The organism is Noviherbaspirillum album (assembly GCF_035916955.1).
Lineage (GTDB): Bacteria > Pseudomonadota > Gammaproteobacteria > Burkholderiales > Burkholderiaceae_D > Noviherbaspirillum > Noviherbaspirillum album.
The window spans coordinates 1-22059 of the sequence record NZ_JAWIIV010000036.1; the positions used below are offsets into that span (position 1 = coordinate 1).

A 22059-nucleotide genomic window follows, 5' to 3' on the forward strand; every position below is an offset into this window, starting at 1 on the left:
CTGATTGCGTCGTTGCAAGGTGGAACGAGCTTGGCAGGGGCTTCCACAGCTTAGCGTGCTTTATTTTCCGTTTTCTGAGACGACCACAGATCAGAAAAGACTGTGCAGCCGACTCTTGATATTCCGTGCAGTCACCTTCTGAAAATGACAACTAAACCATGTATTGATACTGTTAATAAATCAAGGACAGAAATGGCAAAAATTGGTTATGCCCGCGTCTCGACCGGCGACCAGAATCTTGACCTGCAGCGTGATGCGCTCTGTAACGACTCACTGGAAACCTGCTCAGGTGATAATCACGAAAGGGAATCACATGAGCATGACGATAGGGGAAGAATTCAAACGGCGGACGGCCAAGCGCAAAGCAGCGTTGGTTACCGAAATCATTCAGGGTAAAACCAGTGTGGCTGAGGCCAGCCGGGGCTTCGACATCTTGCCTTCGGAGATTAAAGAGTGGGTTGACGACGGACGCAAAGGCTTGAAAAACGCATTGCGCGCCAAGCCGCTGGACGTCAAGGAACAGTACAAGCGCCAGATCAAAACACTGCAGGAGGCGTACGACGAAGCCATGCTTGAATTGCGTGCAAGAAAAAAGCTGCAGTCCCTGCTGGGCGAGGACGAGAAGTGATCGAGACGATCCGCCAGGGACTCATGGAAGACGGCTTTACCGTCTCGATCAGCAAGATCTGTCAGTGGTTCGGCGTGCCGCGCAGAACGGTGTACTACAAGCCGGCCAAGTCGGCGCCCAAGGTTCAGGACCGCTTCGCCGGTCCAATCAAGGCCATGATCGACGAGAATCCGTCCTTCGGATATCGGACGGTGGCGCACCTCCTAGACTTCAACAAGAACACGGTTCAGCGTATATTCCAGCTCAAGGGCTGGCAGGTGGAGAAGCGGCCCATTGGCTTCCGGCCGCGGGTGCAGGCTTTGCCATCAGTGGCTAAGGCACCAAACGAGCGGTGGGCGACGGATTTGTGTCGGGTCTGAGCTGGTCGTTATGGCTGGGCGGTGCTGGCGCTGGTGATCGATTGCCATACCAGAGAGCTGCTTGGCTGGCACCTGTCACGCTCTGGCAAGGCCAAGGTCGATGAGTCTGCGCTGGAACAGGCCTTGATCGCCCGCTACGGGACCCTGGGAAGCGTGCCTGCACCGTTCCTGCTTCGTTCCGACAATGGCCTGGTCTTCACCAGCCGCAGCTACACCGCGCTGGTCAGAAGTTATCGATTGAAGCAGGAATTCATCACACCACACTGCCCTGAACAGAACGGCATGGTTGAGCGAGTTATCCGAACCTTGAAAGAACAGTGTGTGCATCGCCATCGGTTCGAGACCCTGCAGCATGCGAGCCGAGCCATTGGTGACAGGATTGGCTTCTATAACACCCGGCGTCCGCATCAAGCGCTGGGCATGAAAACGCCTGCGGAGGCATTTGCTTTAGCAGCTTGATCTGAGCAGATTCGGCTGGGTCATACATGGACGCATCCTTTTGCCAAGCCTGCATTGATGATGTGAAGGGTTAGATTGCAGTCATACATTCGGACTTTGTATGGGGCATTTACCCCTGTCCCTGATGGAATGTGCTGACAGGATCCCAATCATTACATCGCACTTGTTGTGCCTAACCCAGCGCGGGATGCTCCTGTCACGGTCTGACCAGCTTCGCCATCACTTCATGGTTGCCTGTGCAACCTTGGATGTGCTCCTACGTGTGATTCGACCTCATCAACCGACCGGATTACAAGCGGGATATCGCGCCGTAATCCGGCCGGAAAGTTCTGTCTCTTGCCAATAACGCCCAGATAATACGAGCGTGTAGAGGAAAAGATGATTCGGGTTATGCATACATAAACACTTGTACCCGAATATCATTGAACACGAAGCAGACATAAAGCCCAGCCCATAGCTGGGAGCGAGCGGAACAAGGTCCGCAGCACTCCCCGGACGCAAACGGTTGAGCGTGGCCCTAATGCCTGACCCTGCATACGCAGGGCTTGGGCCTTGCCGGACTGACGACCAGAATAGCTGTGAGGCCGACAAGACATCTAGCCCTTCGCATCATCGAATCGATACCGCCCGTCCTGTTCCGACGTTCGAGCTCGCGGCGCGCCGGATGATCTCTTCTGCGTCGTCCTTAAGAATGAAACCTTCCCGCACATTTTTCCTCACCGTCGTCGTCACGGCCTGCACATAGGCGTCATTGCTGCGATACAGTTGCGACAGCTTCGCATCGTTGAACGGAACGTGCATGCCATAGTTGTTCGGGCAGCCCGGCGTCATACCTATCTGGTCGCCACGATTGGTTGCGGTTGGCACTTCGACCTCCGCTTGGCGGATACCGCCGTAAGCCAAGCCATTGACATCACGCGTAATCATGGGAGGGTTGACCGAAGTCATCGTAATCGGTTCGGCACGGGGTGGCTCAATGCCATTGAGCACCCATCTGGAAAGGTGGTGATAACCTGCATTTAACACATAGCGCAATGGCACATGGCTTCCGGGCTCTGGATCGCACCCCAGGCTGGGCGGCGTCATCTTGTCTCGGACTGCTAGACCCTGGCGATACTGAACCCACCAATAGTCTACGTGTGCAGCACCCGCGATCTCCCACTCGCGCAGTGTCGGCGAGTCCGGCTGCCGTGTGGCGCCCAGCCCGTAAAGCATCAATTCCGTCTCGCTGATGATTCGCATCATCGGTGCCCTGACGTCCGTGCGGAACGGTCCGCCCAATACCTGAATAAGGAAGCCATCTACTAGGTGATGCTTGGGCTGGATGCTGTTGTAGTATAGGGTGAGCCGCCCGGCTGACTGCGACTGTCCGACCGCAAGCACGGCACTTGGCACCAAGCCCTTCAATATCTTGTCCCGGTCGGATACCTTGATCGCCTTTATCACTTGTGAAAAGATGTCGTAAGACAGTGAATCGTCAGTAATCGAGCCTCCGGCAGTTACGTCGAGACTGCCGTATCTGGTCGGGCTCCAGTCTTTCAATCCTGTCCTTTCCTGGTGGACGCCCACGCGTTGGGCATCCACGCGTACGACTACATAGCCTTCCCGGGTCAAGTACTCCCTGGAATATTGCCAATGAAGATCGATGCCATATCCGGAAGTCACATTGGCCCACTCGACCAGAACCACGCCGTTGAATTTCTTCGCATCGACAGGACGTCGCACGACAATCCGTGTCTTGTACGGATGCCCGGAAGAGGTAGCAACTGCATCCGCCATCGTCGGAGTCTGGTAGCGCGTGGCTGTACCTTGAACAAAGAATTCTTCCTCGACGTAACCCGCAAGGGCGAGGTCAAACTGGGGTTCTGTAACGAAAAACGGATAGTCGCGAGCGGTGCCTGCACCAGGCGTGGAGTTCACAGCGATTGGACCGGTTACTTGCGGTGTTGAAACTACGTCGTTGATGCTGGCTGAACGCTGCCCGCTTGACTGCGCCTGCGCCGGCAGCGAACACAGCGACGCACCTAGGAGAGCAGTTACAACAGCAGCGGATACGATGGTACGTGACTCGACGATTAATCGGAATTTCATGTGCTTGTCTCCAAATTTGTAAGTGTGGAACCAGGAACCTAAACCGGGCGCTGGGTTAGCAATGAGGTTGACAGTATTGGCGTATGCAACGTCCAGTTTGTGCAACATGTGGCCTCTGGTGACTTCATCATGTCTTAAATTAAGAAGAGGGTACAAGCGACGTTTATTCAATTGAGGATGAAATTCCGTCATAAGTGTTGCGGCGCGCAACTGACGAGTTAAGTTAATCGAAGTGTAATAAGGATGTGCAGCGCTCCCTCAATTTACCGGAATTACTTTGCTTCGGGTATTTTCTTTGATCTAATCGGTATATGTATGATGCCAGATATGACTGAGCTCATACTTAAGCGCGCCGTTCACCCGCGCGATATTGGCTCAACTTTGTACGGGAAGCGCTGCTACATGGAGAACAGGTGATGTCCTGAATGGTGTCGATGCAGGGGAGCTGGGTATAATTTCTCTACTGCAAACCGGGATCGTCTTCTACGAATAGACGGCTGAATGCTCGCCGAGCAATCAGCCCCCTACCTTAAAATCTCCATATTGTTATCGCGGATTCAACTGGGAAGTGCAACTTGATGAACTAAGGCGGGAGGGGAAGATGCGGTAGCATCCGGACCCCAAGACCGCCAAGTCAATGTTGCCCGGAATGCGCTACACACACCTCACCCAAGACGAACGATACCAGATCTACATACTGAAGAAGGCAGGACACGACTGCAGCAGCATTGCCAGGCTCATGAAGCGTCACAAGTCGACGATCAGTCGGGAGCTGCGGCGCAACCGCGGCGAACGGGGCTACCGGCCGGCACAGGCACACCAGCAAGCTGCGGTCCGACGGCGCACCGACAACGGCAAGCGCATCAGTGAGCATACCTGGGCCTTTGTCGACATCAAGCTGGGGCAGTTATGGAGTCCGGAGCAGATCTGCGGCTATTTGAAGGTCAATGGCATGCCCAGCGTCAGTCATGAACGAATCTATCAGCATATCTATAGGGACAAGCGTGCCGGCGGCACCTTGCACAAGAGCTTGCGAAACCAGAAGCAGCGTAAAAAACGGTATGGCCAGCGCGAACGGCGCGGCGCGATTGTGGATCAGGTCTCGATTGAGCAGCGTCCGGACATTGTCGATCAGCTTGGACGCTTTGGCGACTGGGAAGCCGATCTGGTCATCGGTGCCGGACATCAGCAAGCGCTGGTCACACTCAACGAGCGTAAGTCCCGCTACAGCTTGATTGGCAAGGTCGAACGCAAGACCGCACAGGAGGTATCGGACACCATGATCGCACTGCTGACGCCGTTTGCTGACTGTGTCCATACCGTCACTTCAGATAATGGCAAGGAATTCGCCCAGCATGGTCGTATTGCGAAGGACCTGAATGCGCAGTTCTTTTTTGCGCACCCGTATTGCTCGTGGGAGCGAGGCGCCAATGAGAACATGAACGGGTTGATTCGCCAGTTCTTCCCGAAGAAGATGGCCTTTGACAGTATTACAGACAGCGACATTGCCCTGGCAACGTATAGCCTGAACCACCGACCAAGGAAGTGTCTCGGCTTCAAAACACCACATCAGGTCTTTATGAGCCAGTTACAATCCCATTAATAAGCCGTTGCACTTCAGACTTGAATCCGCCTATGTCTCAACGGCTATGATGATGCCGAAATGAACTCGATGTTAGGAATAAATGAGCGATTGCGGAATTACTAATAAAAAAAGCCCTTAACACTCGTTAAGGGCTTTTTGGAAGCATGTGGTCTACTTGAGCCACGACTTTAGCGACGCGGCCATTTTCTCTGCCGAGATGCCATACCTGTCGTGCAAAGTAGGCAGTGCTCCGGCATCAAGGAAGGCGTCGGGCAAAGCCAGTGTGCGGAATTTTGTAGGCATGACCCCTTCACGCATGAGCAAACCTGCTACCGCTTCTCCGAGTCCGCCAATGATGGAGTGGTTCTCCGCGACGACAACTAGTCGCCCCGAACGGCGTGCCTCTGTAAGGATAGTGGCTTCGTCCAATGGCTTGATCGTCGGACAGTGCAGTACTCCAACTTTCACATTGTCTGATTCGAGCTGCTTGGCCACTTCCAGGCTGCGCATGGTCATAAACCCACTGGAAATCATTAGAACATCGCCACCGTCCCTGAGCAGCTTGGCCTTTCCAAGTTCGAACTGGTAATCATATTCGTCGAGTATCAGTGGTACATTGCCTCGCAGCAAGCGCATGTAGACAGGGCCTTTGTGCTCAGCAATCTGCGGAACCGCCTGCTCAATGTCGAGCGCATCGCAGGGGTCAACAATTGTAAGTCCGGGGATGGCGCGCATCATGGCGAGATCTTCTGTGGCCTGATGGCTGGGGCCGTAGCCGGTAGTCAGGCCGGGCAGGGCACAGCAGATCTTCACATTGAGATTTTCTTCCGCGATCACCTGATGGATGAAATCGTAAGCACGGCGGGTGCCGAATACCGCATAGGTGGTGGCAAACGGAATCAGCCCCGCCTTAGCCATGCCGCCGGCGGCACCCATCAGGAGTTGCTCTGCCATTCCCATCTGGAAGAATCGCTCGGGATATGCCTGTCCGAACAGGTGCAGGTCGGTATATTTAGCAAGGTCGGCCGTCATGCCGACGATCTCCGGACGGTTTGCGGCGTACTCCACCAGCGCCTTGCCGAACGGCGCTGCCTTGACCCGCTGTCCCTCGGATGCAATAGAAGCAATCATCGCGGAGGTAGTCAGGCGCGGTTTTTTGTCAGAGACTGTATTCATTACTAAGCTCCTTCGGGACGGTTAGCTTCTAGAATCGCAAGAGCTTGCTGCCATTCAGGAGGATCCACACGGATGAAATGATTCTTTTCCCGCGCTTCCAGGAAAGGTACGCCCTTGCCCATCAGGGTATCGCAAAGGATTATGCGGGGCTTGTCCTCTTCCAGTTCGCGTGCGCTATCGAAAGCCTTCAAGACGGCGGGCAGGTCATTGCCGTCGCAGCGTTCCACATGCCAGCCGAATGATGCCCATTTATCCGCGAGGGGTTCGAAGCCCAGCACCTTGGTAGACGGACCATCGGCCTGTTGGTTGTTGATATCGACTATACAAATTAGATTGCCTAGGCCATGGTGTGCAGCAGACAGGGCTGCTTCCCAGGTAGACCCCTCATCGAGTTCACCATCCGACATGGAGTTGTAGACGAACGCGGGATTATTCTGGTAGCGAAGACCCAGTGCGATGCCGACGCCAATAGGCAGTCCTTGACCAAGGGAGCCGCCGGAGATTTCCATCCCTGGCGTGTATGTGGCCATGCCCGACATCGGCAGGCGACTGTCGTCGCTGCCATAGGTTTCCAGTTCAGATTCTGGCAGGATGCCAGCTTCCAGCAATGCTGCGTAGTGCGCAATCGCGTAATGCCCGTGCGACAGCAGGAACCGATCCCGGCCTTCCCATTCGGGCTCCTGCGGCCGTTGGTTCAACGCATGGCCGTAAGCTACTGCGAGCACATCGGCATAGCCAAGCGCCTGCCCGACATAGCCCTGGCCTTGTACCTCACCCATGCGTAGAGCATAGCGCCGGATGCGCCAGGCGCAGGCCGCGAGTGCGGACAATTTGTCCTGTTGAGTAGACATGCATTTACTCCAAAAAGATTGAATGCGTTATTTGAAAATGAGTCCTGGTACGTAAGAGACGAGCGCGAGCACACCGAATGCAACAAGGTAGAAGGGCCCCAGCTCGCGGACGGTCTCGCCGACTTTGACCTTGGCTACTGCGCTGGTAATGAAGAGCGTGGTCCCGACGGGCGGCGTGTACAGGCCAATGGCCAAGTTCACGGTCATCATGATGCCAAGTTGGACCAAGTCCATGCCGATGGCATTTGCCAGCGGAACAAAGACCGGCGTAAGCAGCAGCACGGCAGCTGGAAGGTCGATGAACATGCCACACACCAGCATCAGTAGGTTCATAAGGAGGATTACGCTCCATCCACTGGATAGATGTGTCTGGGCCCAGCCGACGATGCCGTCCGGCATACGGTCAAAGGTCAGCAGCCATCCAATGGCAGATGACGCCATGATCACCAGAAGCACCACGCCGCTAGCGAGTCCTGCATCGACGACACACGCATGGAGCCGCTTCCAACCCAGGTCACGATAGATCAGGGCTGAAACGACGCCGGCATAGAGGGTTGATAGAACGCTGACTTCTGTGGGCGTAGCGATGCCGAAACGCAGGATCACCACAATGAGTACCGGCAAGACGAGCGCCGGCGATGCATACATCAACTGCTGGCGAAACGTGGTCCACTCTAGCTTCCTCGTTTCACGAGGGAAATTACGTCTGCGTCCGACCCGCCAGCAAACCACCATGAAGCCGCCGCACATGAGCAGCCCGGGCAGGATGCCTGCCACGAACAGCGCCGATACCGAGGTATTGCTCGCCAGTGCGAACAGGATCATGGGAATCGACGGCGGGATCAGGATGTCAATGGTTGCAGCTGCAGCCAGCGTAGCGGCCGAGAATGCAGGTGGGTAGCCAAGGCGCTTCTGCCATGGAATCAGCAACGAACCAATGGCGGAAGCATCAGCCACGGCGGACCCCGAGACGCCGCCGAAGATAGTGGACGACATGACGCCCACCTGGCCGGGCCCGCCATGGAAGCGCCCGATCAGCGTCGACAGCACGCCGATCAGTGCTTCGCCGAGTTTTCCGCCCATCATGAGAGAACCGGTGAGCATGAAGAAGGGAATTGCAATCAGCGGGAAGCTCTGGACCTGCGCTACCATCTGCTGTACTAGCAGATCTAGGGGTACGCTATCCGACGTGGCTGCGGCAGCCAAGGCGGCGACCAGCAGCGCATGCGCGATGGGTATGGCAACTACCGCAGAGCCGAGGAATACCAATAGGATTAGTGCAGTCATTCTAAATTCCTCCTTACCAGTGGACTTCGGGTACGGGCTGGCCGTCCGAAGCCGATGCTGCCGGCTGCAGTTGCAATGCACGATATGCTGCAATGAGTGCCAGGACAGCGAGCATGCCCATGCCGACCATGACGCAGGCGTAGGTTACGGAACCGGGCACCTGGAGAATCGGAGACTTTTCATCGTGGACAATCTCGAGCATGCGCCATGTGGCCCATGCCAGCGTGCCGTAGAGCCCGCATACTGTCAGTCCGACTACGAATCCGAGACCGCGACGGACTGACAGCGACAGCTTGTCGACCAGGAAAGTGGTGGTGATGTGCGCGCCACGCTGGGCAGCCATTACGACGCCTGACATGACCAACCAGGGAAATAGCAGTTCAGGGACCTCGTTAGCCCATTGCAGACTGGCTCCGGTCGCGTACCGCAGGATAGTGTTGATGGCAAGGATGATGAAGATCATCGCCGTGCTAATCCACAGCAAGGTTTCGCAAATCACCGTAATGATGCGTTCGAAAACATTCACGATTTGTCTCCTAGTGGCGTGCCTTGCATGTCGGCACGCCATCTTTTGTAGATCTGACCCGGATTAGCGTGCCGCTGCAATGACCTTCTGCAAGTACGGTTTGATTGGCGTGGCCAGCCATTTGTCGTAAACACTGGAGGTGGCTTTGGCAAAAGCGGTGGTATCGACCTTGGTCACTTGGACGCCCTTGGTCTTTAGATCGGCCAACAGCTCGTCATCGGCTTTCTGAGACAACTGGCGCTGGAGTGAAGTGGCTTCCGCAGCGGCGTCCTGAACGATCTTGCGATCGTCGTTCGAGAGACGATCCCAGGTCCGCTTGCTCATGACAAAAGGCGTCATCTGGAACATATGGCTTGTGAGTGCCAGATGCTTCTGGACTTCATAGAGCTTGCTCGCGTGGATATTCGCCAGCGGGTTCTCCTGACCATCCACGACGCCTTGCTGCAGGGCGACATACAATTCGGCGAACTTGATCTGCTGTGCTTCTGCCCCCAGGGACTGCATGATGTCAACCAGTACCGTATCAGGCGGGGTGCGCATCTTTAGGCCCTTCATATCTTCGATCTTGGTAATCGGGCGCTTGCTATTGGTCATGTGACGAATGCCATTGTCCCAGTAGCCGAGCACGATCATGCCCTTTGCCGCCGATTTCTCGGACAATTCCTTGCCGAGCGGCCCGTCGAGCAACTTGAACGCATCCGCCGATGTGTTGAACATGAATGGCATGCCAAAGGCGGCGTACTCAGGTACGGCATTGGCAATGGCGCCTTGCGAGTTGGCGGATATATCCAGGGCACCGGTACGCAAGGCGGTCACCATGGCGGCGTCGTCACCCAGCTGCGCCGACGGCGCGACCTGCACATCGATGCGTCCGTTCGACTTCGTCTTGACAATGTCAGCGAACTTTACGGAAGCTTCGTGGCGGGGGTTGCCGGGTGCCGCGCCGTGTCCAAGCGTGAGCTTGACCGCGGTCTGGCTAAAGACCAGTGGGCTGGCGCTCAACAGCGCGGTAATGACAATTGCGCGACGGATGGTGTGTTTGGTATTCATATTGGTCTCCTCCAGAAAGGTCTAGTGAATTAACATGCCGCCGTTGACGTCGAGGGTGATGCCAGTACAATAGGCGGACAGATCGCTGGCCAAAAAGACACATGCTCCCGCCACATCTGCAGCCGCGCCGAGGCGCAGAAGTGGAACCTGCTGCGCAATGACTTCCTTCTGCTCTTCGGACAGTTTGCCTTTGGTGATGTCGGTGGCAATAAGCCCTGGCGCGATTGCATTAACGCGAACGTTGTCCGGTCCAAGTTCGCGTGCCATTGCACGGGTGAGGCCCAGAACACCTGCCTTGGCCGCAGAGTAGTGAGGGCCGCCGAGAATCCCGCCGCCACGTTGTGCCGAGACTGACGACATCGAGATGATGGACCCGCTCTTTTGCTTTTGCATCGCAGGAATGACAGCCTGCGATACCAGCAACATGCCGCGCAGACTAACGTCGAGCACCGCGTCGTAATCACTCTCGGATATATCGACCGTTTTACGTGGTTGCGTAATGCCCGCATTATTGACGAGGATATCGATGCGGCCATAACGCTCTAGCACTTGAGCCACAGCCGCATTAACCTCTGTCTTTATAACTACATTGCCTACTACACCTAAATGATCGGAGCCTAGCTCGGCCGCCTTATTTGCCGGGTCCGCCTGAGCCAAGTCCATGATTACGACTTTAGCGCCGTGAGAGGCCATAAGTTTGGCCGTTGCATATCCAAGCCCGTTTGGGCCAGCGCCGCCCGTGATCAGGGCAACCTTATCCTTCAGCAACATGATGTCTCCTTGTCTGTGCCAAATTATTGAACTTTTTCCACTATGTTGTGGAGTAAAGTAATTTTCGATGGACGTTTGAATAAGCACAAGCGACGAATTTTCGTCTAAGGATGAATTTCATTCACAGATGCTTACTTCGTTGTTAGCATATAGACTATTCCTGAGAGCATGAAAAGGTGCCACTATGCGGTCCTCGTTTCCTCCATTAAGTTGTTTGTTGGCGTTTGAAAGCGCAGCCAGACGTGAGAGTTTCACGGTCGCAGCCCACGAACTCAATCTCACGCCGTCCGCAATCAGCCACCAGATTGCCAAACTGGAAGAGATCTTGGAAACCCGGCTTTTTGATAGAAACGGCCGAACGCTCGCGTTGACCGTAGCCGGCAGGGAGTACCTCAATCGCCTGTCTGGGGCGCTTGATGCCATAAGTGCGGCCACTGACAATGCGAGACGAGGAGTGAGTAACACGTTAAACGTGCACTCGAGCCCGAGCTTTGCAACACTTTGGCTCATGCCCAGGATCGCTGACTTCGCCAGCAAGCACCCCGAGATCGCGCTCTCGTTTTCTTCCTCTGTAGCGTATTCCGACTTCGAAATCGGGATGGTGGATATTGACATCCGCTATGGCCATCCGCATTGGCCCCATCTTCATGTGGAGCCGATTTTCGAAGAAAAAATCATGCCTCTGGCCAGTCCGGAATTCCTCGAAAAGCACCCCATTCGAACGCCGGAGGACCTGATCGGTTTACCGTTGATTCAGTCGGCCGTGAATGTGGTGCAGTGGCGTGATTGGTTCGTCAGTCGCGAGATGAACTTTGCACCGACTGGATTTGCCTATCGCTTTGATAGAACCGCAATGGCGCTGGAGGCTGCTGTCCAAGGCTTAGGAGTTGCCTTCGATAGCACATCCATCGGCGCACCTCATATCGAAAGCGGAAGATTGAAAGCAGTGTTCAACGAAGAATGGTGCCTGAAGGTGCACTCGCATTTCATGGTACTCCCCAACCGATACTTGCAGCGTCCCGAGGTCATGAAGTTTATTCAATGGGTCCACCTACATAATCATTGATTTAGCTGACACTACCTGTTCAATAGTGCCGCATGGCTATTGTGTTCACGATCTGGCGATAATGTCGCTTTTTCTCTCGAGCTTATTTGAGCAATAATGTCGAGAATTCGGCAGACGTTATGTCCGAGTGCCTAGGGGGAGCATCGAAAAGGGCGGTTTTCTTACCTGATTCCTGCTTTTTATCTAAAACCAAGATAAGGCAAAGTTCGGCCACAAGCGGTCTCTCGCGAACACATGTCAAATAACGTTACCAATGCAACTAAGGGGGTGATTCAAAACGCGCTAACGAGTGAGTGTTATCCCAGTAACGTACGTTCAGCCACGAACTGTGCCTTACCCATGACCACTTCACCTGGAGATCGGTCAGACCTGCATATCATCGACTTCCGCCTTAGCGTAGCGCCCGGGAGGGATACCGACGTGCCGTGTGAACGCTACTCCGAAAGCACTGACGGAACTGTAACCGATACGCTCTGCAATGTCAGGGATCGCCAGCTCCCGCTGTCGCAGCATTCGCTTCGCGATCGCCATGCGCCATGCCTGCAGATATTCCATTGGTGCGATTCCCACTGTGCGGCCGAAGCGCTCAAAGAAGGCGGAACGTGACATTGCTGCTTCGTGCGCCAGTTGCGCAATGCTCCATGGTGACGCCGGGCGCTCGTGCATGCAGCGCAGAGCGAGCGCCAGCTTGGGATCGGATAGGCCGCGCACCAAGCCTGGAGACGCCGCTGTGCTGGCCGTTGACCGAAGAGCCTCAATCAACAGCACCTCGAGCAGACGGGCCGTCACGATCTCGCGGGCGGGGCGATCTGATCGGGATTCGTCGCCAACCAACTGAACTAGTGTCGATAAGCGCTGTTCCCCCCGTATATGCACCCATTGCGGCAACAGCGACACCAGCATTGCCGCGTCAGGCGACTGAAACACGCAATTGCCGACGAGCATGCGTGCGTCTACGACTCCGCTCGGATCTCCCACGCGTGCTCCTCCTGGTATCTGGACGATGGGCGTGGTGACGATCTCGCCCTCGCAAGGCGGCTGCCGGTCGAGACTGGATGTTGCAAAGCTGCGCGCCGCCGGGATCAGCACAAAGTCCCCTGCATGCAGTGTGATCGTGTCGCGATGCTCCGGACTGTCGACAGTCAGATGGCAGCTGCCCTCAAGCATAACAAAGTAGAACGGCCGGCCCATCTCGGCTCGACGAACGGCCCAGGGAGCCGACGCTACGACGAGTTTCGAGAACGGAGTGCTGGGCTGCAACAGGGAGACGACTTCGGCTAGGGGGTCGACCATTTTGGACTATCTCTACAAAAAATAGGACTTTCAATTGTAGATGATCCTGATGCTATGGCCTACCATTGGAACCGTCACCCAACTCTCTGGAGGTTCCGATGTCCCACTTACCAACTATCCTTATTACCGGCTGCTCGTCCGGTTTCGGCCTGGACGCCGCACGGCTGTTTCTCGACAAAGGCTGGCGAGTCATCGCGACGATGCGAACGCCGAGCGAAGACCTGTTGCCACGCTCCGAAAATTTGCGTGTGCTACCGCTCGACGTCACCGACATAGAAAGTATCCGCCGCTGTGTCGAGGCGGCCGGCCCGATCGACGCATTGGTCAACAACGCTGGCATTGGCATGCTCGGGCCGCTGGAAGAGACGACGCTGGCCAACATTCGCGAGGTCTTCGAGACCAACGCGATCGGAACCATCGCAATGACGCAGGCCGTGCTGCCACAGTTCCGGCAGCGACGGGCAGGTGTCGTCGTGAACATCACTTCGGCCGTGACACTGAAAGCACTGCCGCTGTTGTCGGTCTACACGGGAAGCAAGGCAGCGGTGAATGCGTTCACCGAATCGCTCGCCTTGGAACTGGCTGCGTTCAACGTCCGCGTACGGCTGGTGGCACCGGGACGCGCACCCAGCACGAGCTTCGGCGATAATGCCCACCGGCTGATAGGTGATGCAGTGCCGGAGGACTATGCCGAATTTATACGGCGTGTGTTTGCAGCGAGGCAGGAGGGCATCAATTCACCAGTCACGCATTCGCAGGATGTGGTCGAGGCCGTGTGGCTCGCGGTGACCGACCCGGCTGCACCAATGCTGATCCCGGCAGGTGCGGATGCTGTCGCCTTGGCGGATATATGACGCTGTAAAAAGATGAGCCGATGCAGGAGACGGAGCAGCCTTTATGCCTCTCTCTGCGGCTGAAAATCTCCGCTTCCGACTGACATCCTTTGCGCAGCCATGTACTTGCCGAGTTGCGTGCATCAATCGAGCAAGCATTTACGCAACGTATTGTTGATGCACCGGCTCGCCCTGCCTACAAATTTTGGCACGCGTATAACCTGGGCCTTGCAACGTGACGCCCAACCCATCATTGCATCGATCTGCCGTGGCCAGCTAAGCCAGCTCAGAGAATTCTGATATTGAACGACCGCTTAGGAGAAATGCTACCATCCGTTCAGGGTCGCCTCCGGCATTTCCAGCCCGGCCCGGCATCATCCGGGAAGTAGTAAATAGCCGCCGACCGACCGATGCGATCTACTGCTCGGTCCGGCCATGAAGCCGACCTTCTAAAAAAATATGCACACGACCGGCCACACCCTGTAACGGTAGTATTCCTTCGGTTAGTCTGACCGATGGCCTGCAGTAAAGGACTTGATAAGGTGCCGAAGCCGCTTTAACAGGACTGGCGCAGCATGAAATGGATCAAGCAGATGCCGTCGTCGACGCACTTGTGCACGTCGACGATCCAGCCGTAGTGCGTTGCTTGGGCGACCAATTTGGTGTGCTGCATGGGGCTTGCCGTTAGTGACCTTGCCAAAGCTCAGCAACAGTTCGCACGCGGCATGCGCATTTGTGATGGGTCAAGTGCGGATGGCTTCCGTCGTTCCGGAGAAATACGCTCATGCATCTTCTGAATTCCACGGCCTAGTCCGTCATGCCACCGAATGCGGTACCGACACGTCCACGACCCAAACTACTCCAAAGCGGTCGTGCAGCATACCGTACAGTGGAGACCATTGACTGGGCGTTAATGCATGCAGAACAATGGCGCCCTGTTCCAGTCCGCTCCAGAGCGTGCGGACCATATTCACATCATCGCCGCGTAGTGAAACGAAGAAGGCATTGTCGCCTGGATGCCAGTCAGCGCCGGCTGGCACGTCGCAAGCCATTAAGGCAATGCCGTCCTCGCCTGTGACTTGGCCCCAGAGGATCTGGTCTGGATCAACCGCTTCCTCGCCGCGGCCCGCATTGGCATAGGTAACTAACGTCTGCTGGCCGTTGAAAATATTCTGGTAGAACGTTAGCGCTGCTCGAGCATGACCCTGAAAGTTCAAATGGATGACAGTGCGGATGGGCATATCAAGCTCCTTTGGTGTGGTTGGAATGTTGGCTTGCTACGGTGCTACTATAGACACCATTCATGCCAGTTCCTGTCAGTAGCGATGTCCTGATCCGAGCGCCTTTTTCATCTGCTGCAAGCTTTACGCACGTTGCCTGCGCCTGTCACTGGCGATCAGTTGGCACGCAACACTGGTGTTTCAGTCCGCTCGGTGTACCGCGACATAGAGACTTTGCGCGCAGGCGGCGCCGACATTGGTGGCGAACGTGGGTTCGGCTTTACGCTTATCGACGACGGCAGTCTGCGCCCGCGCACCTTCAGCCGAATTGAGATCGAGGCCCTAACGCTGGGGTTGGCGCAAGTTCGGAAAATGGGAGATTCGGCGCTGGCCGCGGCGGCTGATGCGGTTCTTGCCAAAGTGGCGGCGACGCTGCCTTCAACGGGGCAGCAGCATGTGTTGCATGCAGTGTCGCGTGTGCATCGATTTGGCGACCAAGCAAGTCAAGATTTAGCAGACCGGGTTGACATGGATCTAATCCGCCAAGGTTGCTGGCGAGAGGAAGAATTGGAAATCATGTATACCGATCGTGATGGTGCCGTCACTCACCGCGCAATCTGGCCGCTGGCGATAGTTTATTTGGATCGAATGCTGGTAGTGCTGGCGCGCTGTTGCCTGCGCGAAGACTTTCGCATTTTTCGTTTTGAACGGATTTCGGTGGTGACCGCGACCGGCAATAACTTCCGACCACGTCGGGCTGCGCTGCTCCGCACCTATTTGGCCCTTTTGGATGAAGAGTCAAAGCGCCAATAGGTCCAGTTTCTTGCCGATTTAGGTGCGAAATGAATATTATTCGATACTCCCTCGAGCCAGTATTGAATGATTATCACAAAAAGCAAAACAGACTAGCCGAAAATTCGGCTTCAGCCACTTATTCCGAGGAGTCGAGCGCTAGCATTTCACTAATCCGGTGCCGTGCGAACGGATCGGCGGCCTCAACATAGCGCATGGCTGAATACACGTCTTTCCAGCCAACGTATTCCATCAAACTTTTGACGTCCCAGCCATTGGCGCTGGCCCAAGTCGCGAAACCGCGCCGCAGAGAATGGCCGCTATAGAGTTCTGGCGACACAACGCCCGCTTCTTTCAGGATCGAGCGCAACAACGGCACTAGACTATCGATGTGCAGCCCGTCGTTACTAACATGCCCCCAGCGGTCGATCCTCCGGAAAACCGCGCCCTTGCTGATCTGCGCAGTGTTTATCCAAGCTAGGTAGGCGTCGACCGGGCAAAGTCGAGCCAGGGACGGCGCCTTGAACGTTGTTCCCTTGATCTGCCAATCAGTCTTGGTGACGGGGAAATAACAGGTCATGCCCTGTCCAGGCACAATTTCGACATGCTCGGCACGTAGCCGGGTCAGTTCATCGCCGCGGAAGCCGCGCCAGAACCCGAGCAGCAGCAATGCCCGATTGCGCAGGTGGCGAAGCTCGGCGCGACGGTCATTTTTCGCTTTGGCTTCTGCAATTGCAGTTGCAAGCCAGTGATCTACCTGAGCCAGTTGCTCAAGCTGCAGCGGTTTAGCGCGCTTTTCCTGCGCCGGATGTAGCACCTGGACGCCCTTGAGCACTTTCTTCACGATCGGCGCCTTAGTTGGATCGGGAAAGCCTTGATCCAAGTGCCATTGGGCGAGGGCAGCCAGCCGCTGGCGCAGCGTATTGACCGACAGCGTTTCGGCATGGTCAACCAGATAGCGGGCGACGCTTTCCGCGGTGGCAGGCAAAAAGCCGCCCCATTCGACTTCGAAATGGCGGACAGCACCCTGATAAGCCTTGCGGGTGTTATCGCGGGTAGCGGCTTTTACGTACGGATCGAGCTTGGACATCCTGTAGCTGGCGGAAGGAGGATTACGGATCGAAACCCCAGAATATACCCGAAAACGTCGTCAGCACAGGCTAATCCGGCATTATCCAGTTATATAATACATCGATATTAATACCGTTATCGTTGCAAAGGCTCATGTAATTACGTACCATGTAAAATATAACGATATATCGAGGTATGCAGTGGGCCGCTCAGGACTATATAAAACGGACGTAAAACATGCACGCGAGCTATTGCTCGCGCAAGGCAAGCATCCTTCCGTCGACGCAGTACGTATTGCCCTTGGCAATACCGGCTCTAAAACGACTATCCATAAGTACCTGCGGGAGCTGCAGGAGGAAGAGGGAGTCGACCCCAAATCCTCGATCAGCGAAGTGCTGCAGGATCTGGTCGAGCGCCTGGCAGGCCAGCTGCAGGCCGAAGCCAATGAAAAGCTCGAGGCAGCCACCGCAAAACATCAGGAACAGGTACGTGGACAGGCTGAGTTGATCGCCACCCTGCGGGCCGAGGTCACTGCAGTCAACGAGCGTCTGGCGCAGGCCATTCATGCACTGGAACAAGAGCAGGGCGCTCATGCCAGCACCCGCGAAGCTTTCCAGGATCTGACCGTGAAACACCGCGCTGCCGAACAGCGCATCGTCGGCCTGGAAGAGCGAGTGTACGAGAATGAACAGCACCGCCAGTCTTTGGAGCAGAAACACGAACATGCAAGGCAATCGCTCGAGCACTACCGCAGCTCGGTGAAGGAACAGCGCGAGCAGGACCAGCGCCGGCATGAACAGCAAGTGCAGCAGATGCAGGCCGAGATGCGGCAGCTGCAGCAGTCCATGGTCGTCAGGCAGGAAGAAGTGACACGGCTGAACCAGGAAGGCGTGCGTCTGGTAGCGGACCTGTCTCACACCCGCAAATCACTGCATGACGAGCAGGCCAATAGCAGACAGCTTTCACAGCGTCTGGAAGCGCTCCAGGAGGCGGACCAGCGCGCGCGGGTGTTGGAGGTGCAGCTGGCTGAAAAGACTGTGTTGTCTGACCGCTTGACCGAGCAGCTAGCTACAGCGACGGCGCAAGCGGAGGCATTCTCACGGCAGGTACGGGAACTAGAATTGTCGCTGGCGACCACGCAAGCCAGGATGGAGGCACAGCAGGCTCTGAATGAAGAGTTGCGCAGCTATCTCAAACAGCAGAACCGCACTGAGAAAGACGAAGGCAAGTGACGTCCCAAAATTGACAAAGGCCTGTGATCCCTAGCGGGTGACAGGCCTTGCAATAATGCCCGCATCAAAATGCGGCACCAGTTTTGGTCGATTATCTAGCTGGCGGAATGCGGAATGATGCGTTAGATGGTCTCGGCAATCGCGCGGACCTTTTTCATATCCGACGCGTTCGGGCTGTCATGATGAACCGCCTTTGCCATGGTGATGGCCTTGTCCAAGGCGTCAATGAAGGAGCTCAAGAAAGCGGCGGAGCGGTTCGCGGTGTTGAGTGCAAGAGCTGTCATGGCTTTGTCTTTCGTAATGTCGTCTGGTATGGAGACAATATAGGCTCTGGCCCGCAACACTCCCAATTTCAAGTGGTGATGCGTAGATATACGTGATGTGAATGGCCTTATGAATCGTACTTACGAGAATAGGTTGCGGAATGTATGGAATTGATTCCACTGTCTATCAAGGTATGGTCTTGTGTGAAGAGGAAGGCAAGATCCACGCTCGCTAATCTGTGGTTTACAAGCTTCCCGCTCGAAAAGAAAAGGCCCCCTGAAGAGCCTTGTATGCTTCACTTTTTCGGAGCTGGCGGCGGCGGCGGCGCTGCTGGCTTTTGATAGGTCGGCGGCGGATTGATGTTGGCCTGTTTACGGCCGTCTGTCGGCACTCTCGGAATAGGCGGAACGTGCCCTGATTTTGTTGTCATTGATACCCTCAAGGTTTTTTTATAAACTCTACCCACTTCACGTCCGTTACATTTACGACCATGCATTCGGTCTGGTCGGACTGCCCAGCAGGTGCCTCTAGCCATTCCGGCTGATCCATTATGAAGAAGCCCTTCTCAGGATCGGATGGCCAAGCGGTAGGCCAGCCAAAGAGACGACGCTCATCTTTCAGATGAAGGACGACGTATCGCTGACGCTCGCTGAACGCAATATACCACTCGCTGGAGTGTGCGCTGCGGCTCGAAAGTCGGAATTTGCGGAGCATACCGTGAAGTATGTCTTTATTGGCGATATGAGCGGTTACCGCGCCTAGTACCAGAGCAGAGAGGATGGATGCGATGAGCTCGGAGTCCGCAGTCCACGAGCCTAAGGTAGCCCACCGTGTTAGGTAGGCTGCAATTGCGCGCTCGATGATAACGAGGACCTGCACGCCTAGGGAGAAAATCAGAGCCTGGATCACCCTTTCAAACTGCGGTGGTTTCTGATGTGACGTGAGTCCGTAAAAGACCCAGCCAACCAGGAAACCGGGAAGTAGGTACTGAAGGAGAGAGACAACTTCTTTGGATATTTCCGGTGGCATCGCATCTTATGGGAGACGGGAAAGATGCAGTATAGCAATGAGGCACCATAGCTCGCTGGAATCACCTATGGAAAAATCTCTTATGTGAGGATTTTTTGCTGTCCTTTCCCTTACTGGAGCAGCCCCCTTTCAATCGGACATCGCTCATGCGAAAGCCATCATCACGCTTGCCTTGCTTCATGGCTGCACTCCTGAATCGAAACAACCTCGCCTACGACCAATGGCAACGCTAAAGAGGACCTATGCAAACCGTGAAGAGAACTCGCTGCGAGGCTAAGAAGCGGGCCAAATACCGAAATGACAAGCGCTAGTTTGCGGACCAACACTTGTTGAGGATTAGAATTATTATGTTTTGGTATGGAATTGGGATTTTTGCCACAAAGTCTTACGCTTGAACTACTATTGGTAGTGTAAACAACGTCTCTTGTGCGCTTGCCCACGCCTTTCGGACTGGCACAGCAGCCGATTCGTGTTTCCCTGACATTAAATAGTTGACAATCAAAATTTATGCCTCGCACTATAGAGCAAGGATTCGCTGACTTCCATAACAACATAAAAGCCAGTGCCGCTGAAGCTTCGGCAACCGTTTCACACAGGGCTTCAATAAAAACTTGTCTTGAGAACAAGTTTGGATTGAAGCGCTTCACGCGAATTGGTTCTTTTGGTAATGGAACTAATATTTCCGGTTACAGTGACGTCGATTACCTCGCCTGCCTTTCAACCGAGTCCCTGAAGCAATCTTCAACCTATACACTTAGTTTGGTCAGAGACGGTTTGAATGCACGATTTCCTCATACAGGTGTACATGTGAGTACGCCAGCTGTGGTCTGTCCTTTTGGGACATATAAATCACAACATACTGAGATTGTTGTTGTGGACTATATAAAAGAAAGAAACGGCTATAAGATTTATGAGATGGCGGATGGCGAAGGGGGGTGGATGGAAATCTGTCCGGACGCTCATAATTTGTACGTACATGCCGTGGATAAAAAGCACTCGGGGAAAGTTAAACCTCTTATCCAATTTATTAAAGCATGGAAATACTACAGGTCCGTGCCGATTAGTTCGTTCTATTTAGAGATGAGAGTTGCCAAATACGCTGATAGCGAGAAAGCAATAATTTACGATATCGATGTAAAACGGATTCTGGCAATGCTACGCGATAATGAGCTTGCAGGAATGCAAGATCCGACAGGCGCGGCTGGGTACATTTACCCATGTAAAACTGAAGCGTTTAAACAGGATGCTCTTTCGAAGCTCGCGACTGCAGCAGCTAGAGCGGAAAAGGCACGCAGTTCGACCGCCAACAATGACATCAAAGATGCTTTTGATTGGTGGCGTTTGCTATATAACGATAAGTTCCCGACCTATTACCTATGAGCATTGTGGAAAAGCAGGAGCAGCCAGAAAACATCGAACTTCTAGCTGCGCAGAGAAATTTATATTCGAGAGCGAAAAACATCATCGGATTGCAGATGTTTCTTAGCGTACCCGTTGCAATTTGCGCTGCTGTTACAGCAATTGCAAAGCCAGAATGGAAGGGGTACATAGCGTTATGGGGCATCTTAGTAGTTGTGTTCGACCTATTCGTTTTTACGCCTTGGGTCAAAAAGCTAAGGGACAGCGCTGCAAGAGTGCAAGAGCTTTTTGATATTAAGGTTATGGGGCTGGAATGGAATGAAATATCAGTCGGAAAAAAACCTGAGCATGAGTTAATTCACGAGGAGGCCCAGAAACACGGCCTGAAGCATGAAGACGTAGTTAGCCTCAAAAAATGGTATCCAGTTATCATTGATGAAGTACCTGAGATATTTGGGGTAATAATTAGCCAGCGGTCAAACGTTTGGTGGGACTGTAAAATGAGAAGAAAATATTCTCTTTTCATTAGGATCTTGCTCGTCTGCATTGCGTTGGGGTTGATCGGATATGGGCTTTATGAAAAAAAGGATATGTTTGAGTTCTTAGCATATATTGTGGCTCCCATGGCATCAACTTATGTGTTTGGCTACCGCCAGATGATCGAACATAACGATGCGGCCGAGCGCCTAGATAAGCTTAGGGAACTTGCTGAGAAAATCTGGTCAGAAGCCAAAAGTGGCAAGGATGATACATCAATGAAGCAAAAATGCCGGACTCTTCAAGACCAACTTTTCGAACACAGGAAAAAAAATCCTCCCATTTTCGATTTCCTATTCAGATGGTTTAGAGATGGGAATGAGGCCTTGATGAACAAGGGGGCTGCAACTCTAGTGGCTGAACTGAAAAATCAGTAAAGCTCCTTAGAAATCTTCATTGGTCGAGGATATTTGTAGCAATAACTGCGAACACTGAGGAAAACTACTACAAGCAACTCAGAACTGCCATTGCCGAACCTGTATTAACTTAAACCAACCAGCCTCCACGATTCCCGGCGTGGTTCAGCCGAGGCATTTGCTTTAGCAGCATGATCTGAGCAGATTCTGCTGGGCCAATACAC

At 54.4% G+C, this 22059-nt stretch carries 21 protein-coding genes and 1 pseudogene; 10 read left to right on the forward strand and 12 right to left on the reverse strand.

Annotated elements, in window-relative coordinates; all coding sequences use genetic code 11:
* The first annotated feature begins 313 nt into the window (after positions 1–313).
* From RY831_RS26695 to RY831_RS26705, 3 genes and pseudogenes are all read left to right on the forward strand, one after another.
* Positions 314–628, forward strand: a complete 315-nt coding sequence (locus RY831_RS26695; protein WP_326509407.1) for a transposase — start codon at positions 314–316, stop codon at positions 626–628.
* Positions 625–987, forward strand: a complete 363-nt coding sequence (locus RY831_RS26700) for a hypothetical protein (protein ID WP_326509408.1) — start codon at positions 625–627, stop codon at positions 985–987. The genes RY831_RS26695 and RY831_RS26700 overlap by 4 nt, the downstream gene beginning before the upstream one ends.
* Before the next feature lie 18 nt (positions 988–1005).
* Positions 1006–1446, forward strand: a pseudogene (locus RY831_RS26705) (transposase); the annotation flags it as partial.
* A gap of 609 nt (positions 1447–2055) precedes the next feature.
* Here the strand turns inward: RY831_RS26705 and RY831_RS26710 are convergent.
* Positions 2056–3729 (reverse strand): alpha/beta hydrolase domain-containing protein, encoded by a 1674-nt coding sequence (locus tag RY831_RS26710; RefSeq protein ID WP_326509410.1) that lies wholly within the window; start codon positions 3727–3729, stop codon positions 2056–2058.
* Positions 3730–4186: 457 nt separating this feature from the next.
* Between RY831_RS26710 and RY831_RS26715 the strand changes: the two genes are divergently transcribed.
* Positions 4187–5140 (forward strand): IS30 family transposase, encoded by a 954-nt coding sequence (locus RY831_RS26715; RefSeq protein ID WP_326509411.1) that lies wholly within the window; start codon positions 4187–4189, stop codon positions 5138–5140.
* A 153-nt stretch (positions 5141–5293) separates the two neighbouring features.
* Here the strand turns inward: RY831_RS26715 and RY831_RS26720 are convergent, their stop codons facing one another.
* The 6 genes from RY831_RS26720 to RY831_RS26745 all read right to left on the reverse strand — a co-directional run bounded on the left by RY831_RS26720 (position 5294) and on the right by RY831_RS26745 (position 10783).
* Positions 5294–6298, reverse strand: coding sequence for a transketolase family protein (locus RY831_RS26720; RefSeq protein ID WP_326509412.1), 1005 nt, complete (start codon positions 6296–6298; stop codon positions 5294–5296).
* Positions 6299–6300: 2 nt separating this feature from the next.
* Positions 6301–7149, reverse strand: coding sequence for a transketolase (locus RY831_RS26725; RefSeq protein WP_326509413.1), 849 nt, complete (start codon positions 7147–7149; stop codon positions 6301–6303).
* Positions 7150–7176: 27 nt separating this feature from the next.
* Complete coding sequence (locus RY831_RS26730; protein WP_326509414.1) at positions 7177–8436, reverse strand: TRAP transporter large permease; 1260 nt, start codon at positions 8434–8436, stop codon at positions 7177–7179.
* Positions 8437–8449: 13 nt separating this feature from the next.
* Complete coding sequence (locus tag RY831_RS26735; protein WP_326509415.1) at positions 8450–8962, reverse strand: TRAP transporter small permease; 513 nt, start codon at positions 8960–8962, stop codon at positions 8450–8452.
* 63 nt (positions 8963–9025) lie between these two features.
* Positions 9026–10012 (reverse strand): TRAP transporter substrate-binding protein, encoded by a 987-nt coding sequence (locus RY831_RS26740; protein ID WP_326509416.1) that lies wholly within the window; start codon positions 10010–10012, stop codon positions 9026–9028.
* 21 nt (positions 10013–10033) lie between these two features.
* Positions 10034–10783: an SDR family NAD(P)-dependent oxidoreductase gene (locus RY831_RS26745; RefSeq protein WP_326509417.1), complete on the reverse strand. Its 750-nt coding sequence runs from the start codon at positions 10781–10783 to the stop codon at positions 10034–10036.
* A 217-nt stretch (positions 10784–11000) separates the two neighbouring features.
* Between RY831_RS26745 and RY831_RS26750 the strand changes: the two genes are divergently transcribed.
* Positions 11001–11849, forward strand: a complete 849-nt coding sequence (locus RY831_RS26750; protein WP_326509418.1) for a LysR substrate-binding domain-containing protein — start codon at positions 11001–11003, stop codon at positions 11847–11849.
* A 363-nt stretch (positions 11850–12212) separates the two neighbouring features.
* Here the strand turns inward: RY831_RS26750 and RY831_RS26755 are convergent, their stop codons facing one another.
* On the reverse strand, positions 12213–13142 hold the full coding sequence (locus tag RY831_RS26755) for an AraC family transcriptional regulator (RefSeq protein WP_326509419.1): 930 nt from the start codon (positions 13140–13142) through the stop codon (positions 12213–12215).
* A 98-nt stretch (positions 13143–13240) separates the two neighbouring features.
* Between RY831_RS26755 and RY831_RS26760 the strand changes: the two genes are divergently transcribed.
* Complete coding sequence (locus tag RY831_RS26760; protein ID WP_326509420.1) at positions 13241–13996, forward strand: SDR family oxidoreductase; 756 nt, start codon at positions 13241–13243, stop codon at positions 13994–13996.
* A 794-nt stretch (positions 13997–14790) separates the two neighbouring features.
* On the opposite strand, the gene RY831_RS26765 is transcribed toward RY831_RS26760, so the two are convergent.
* On the reverse strand, positions 14791–15216 hold the full coding sequence (locus RY831_RS26765; RefSeq protein ID WP_326509421.1) for a VOC family protein: 426 nt from the start codon (positions 15214–15216) through the stop codon (positions 14791–14793).
* A gap of 111 nt (positions 15217–15327) precedes the next feature.
* Between RY831_RS26765 and RY831_RS26770 the strand changes: the two genes are divergently transcribed.
* Complete coding sequence (locus RY831_RS26770; protein WP_326509461.1) at positions 15328–16008, forward strand: helix-turn-helix transcriptional regulator; 681 nt, start codon at positions 15328–15330, stop codon at positions 16006–16008.
* Between the two features lie 118 nt (positions 16009–16126).
* On the opposite strand, the gene RY831_RS26775 is transcribed toward RY831_RS26770, so the two are convergent.
* Complete coding sequence (locus RY831_RS26775) at positions 16127–17077, reverse strand: site-specific integrase (RefSeq protein WP_326509422.1); 951 nt, start codon at positions 17075–17077, stop codon at positions 16127–16129.
* A gap of 181 nt (positions 17078–17258) precedes the next feature.
* Between RY831_RS26775 and RY831_RS26780 the strand changes: the two genes are divergently transcribed.
* A complete protein-coding gene (locus tag RY831_RS26780; RefSeq protein WP_326509423.1) occupies positions 17259–18290 on the forward strand; it encodes a DNA-binding protein in 1032 nt (343 codons plus the stop codon).
* Positions 18291–18412: 122 nt separating this feature from the next.
* Here the strand turns inward: RY831_RS26780 and RY831_RS26785 are convergent, their stop codons facing one another.
* Both RY831_RS26785 and RY831_RS26790 read right to left on the reverse strand, forming a co-directional pair.
* Positions 18413–18646, reverse strand: a complete 234-nt coding sequence (locus RY831_RS26785; RefSeq protein ID WP_326509424.1) for a hypothetical protein — start codon at positions 18644–18646, stop codon at positions 18413–18415.
* 346 nt (positions 18647–18992) lie between these two features.
* Positions 18993–19583 (reverse strand): DUF6338 family protein, encoded by a 591-nt coding sequence (locus RY831_RS26790; RefSeq protein ID WP_326509425.1) that lies wholly within the window; start codon positions 19581–19583, stop codon positions 18993–18995.
* Positions 19584–20090: 507 nt separating this feature from the next.
* Between RY831_RS26790 and RY831_RS26795 the strand changes: the two genes are divergently transcribed.
* Together RY831_RS26795 and RY831_RS26800 are read left to right on the forward strand one after the other, a co-directional pair.
* Positions 20091–20963: a nucleotidyltransferase gene (locus tag RY831_RS26795; protein ID WP_326509426.1), complete on the forward strand. Its 873-nt coding sequence runs from the start codon at positions 20091–20093 to the stop codon at positions 20961–20963.
* Complete coding sequence (locus RY831_RS26800; RefSeq protein ID WP_326509427.1) at positions 20960–21856, forward strand: S-4TM family putative pore-forming effector; 897 nt, start codon at positions 20960–20962, stop codon at positions 21854–21856. The genes RY831_RS26795 and RY831_RS26800 overlap by 4 nt, the downstream gene beginning before the upstream one ends.
* Positions 21857–22059: the final 203 nt, after the last annotated feature.

Coding starts and splice junctions, on each gene's coding strand:
- RY831_RS26795 (WP_326509426.1), top strand. CDS start 20,091: ATGCCTCGCACTATAGAGCAAGGATTCGCTGACTTCCATAACAACATA.
- RY831_RS26800 (WP_326509427.1), top strand. CDS start 20,960: ATGAGCATTGTGGAAAAGCAGGAGCAGCCAGAAAACATCGAACTTCTA.
- RY831_RS26755 (WP_326509419.1), bottom strand. CDS start 13,142: ATGGTCGACCCCCTAGCCGAAGTCGTCTCCCTGTTGCAGCCCAGCACT.
- RY831_RS26745 (WP_326509417.1), bottom strand. CDS start 10,783: ATGTTGCTGAAGGATAAGGTTGCCCTGATCACGGGCGGCGCTGGCCCA.
- RY831_RS26765 (WP_326509421.1), bottom strand. CDS start 15,216: ATGCCCATCCGCACTGTCATCCATTTGAACTTTCAGGGTCATGCTCGA.
- RY831_RS26695 (WP_326509407.1), top strand. CDS start 314: ATGAGCATGACGATAGGGGAAGAATTCAAACGGCGGACGGCCAAGCGC.
- RY831_RS26715 (WP_326509411.1), top strand. CDS start 4,187: ATGCGCTACACACACCTCACCCAAGACGAACGATACCAGATCTACATA.
- RY831_RS26740 (WP_326509416.1), bottom strand. CDS start 10,012: ATGAATACCAAACACACCATCCGTCGCGCAATTGTCATTACCGCGCTG.
- RY831_RS26790 (WP_326509425.1), bottom strand. CDS start 19,583: ATGCCACCGGAAATATCCAAAGAAGTTGTCTCTCTCCTTCAGTACCTA.
- RY831_RS26760 (WP_326509420.1), top strand. CDS start 13,241: ATGTCCCACTTACCAACTATCCTTATTACCGGCTGCTCGTCCGGTTTC.
- RY831_RS26775 (WP_326509422.1), bottom strand. CDS start 17,077: ATGTCCAAGCTCGATCCGTACGTAAAAGCCGCTACCCGCGATAACACC.
- RY831_RS26720 (WP_326509412.1), bottom strand. CDS start 6,298: ATGAATACAGTCTCTGACAAAAAACCGCGCCTGACTACCTCCGCGATG.
- RY831_RS26710 (WP_326509410.1), bottom strand. CDS start 3,729: ATGACGGAATTTCATCCTCAATTGAATAAACGTCGCTTGTACCCTCTT.
- RY831_RS26730 (WP_326509414.1), bottom strand. CDS start 8,436: ATGACTGCACTAATCCTATTGGTATTCCTCGGCTCTGCGGTAGTTGCC.
- RY831_RS26725 (WP_326509413.1), bottom strand. CDS start 7,149: ATGTCTACTCAACAGGACAAATTGTCCGCACTCGCGGCCTGCGCCTGG.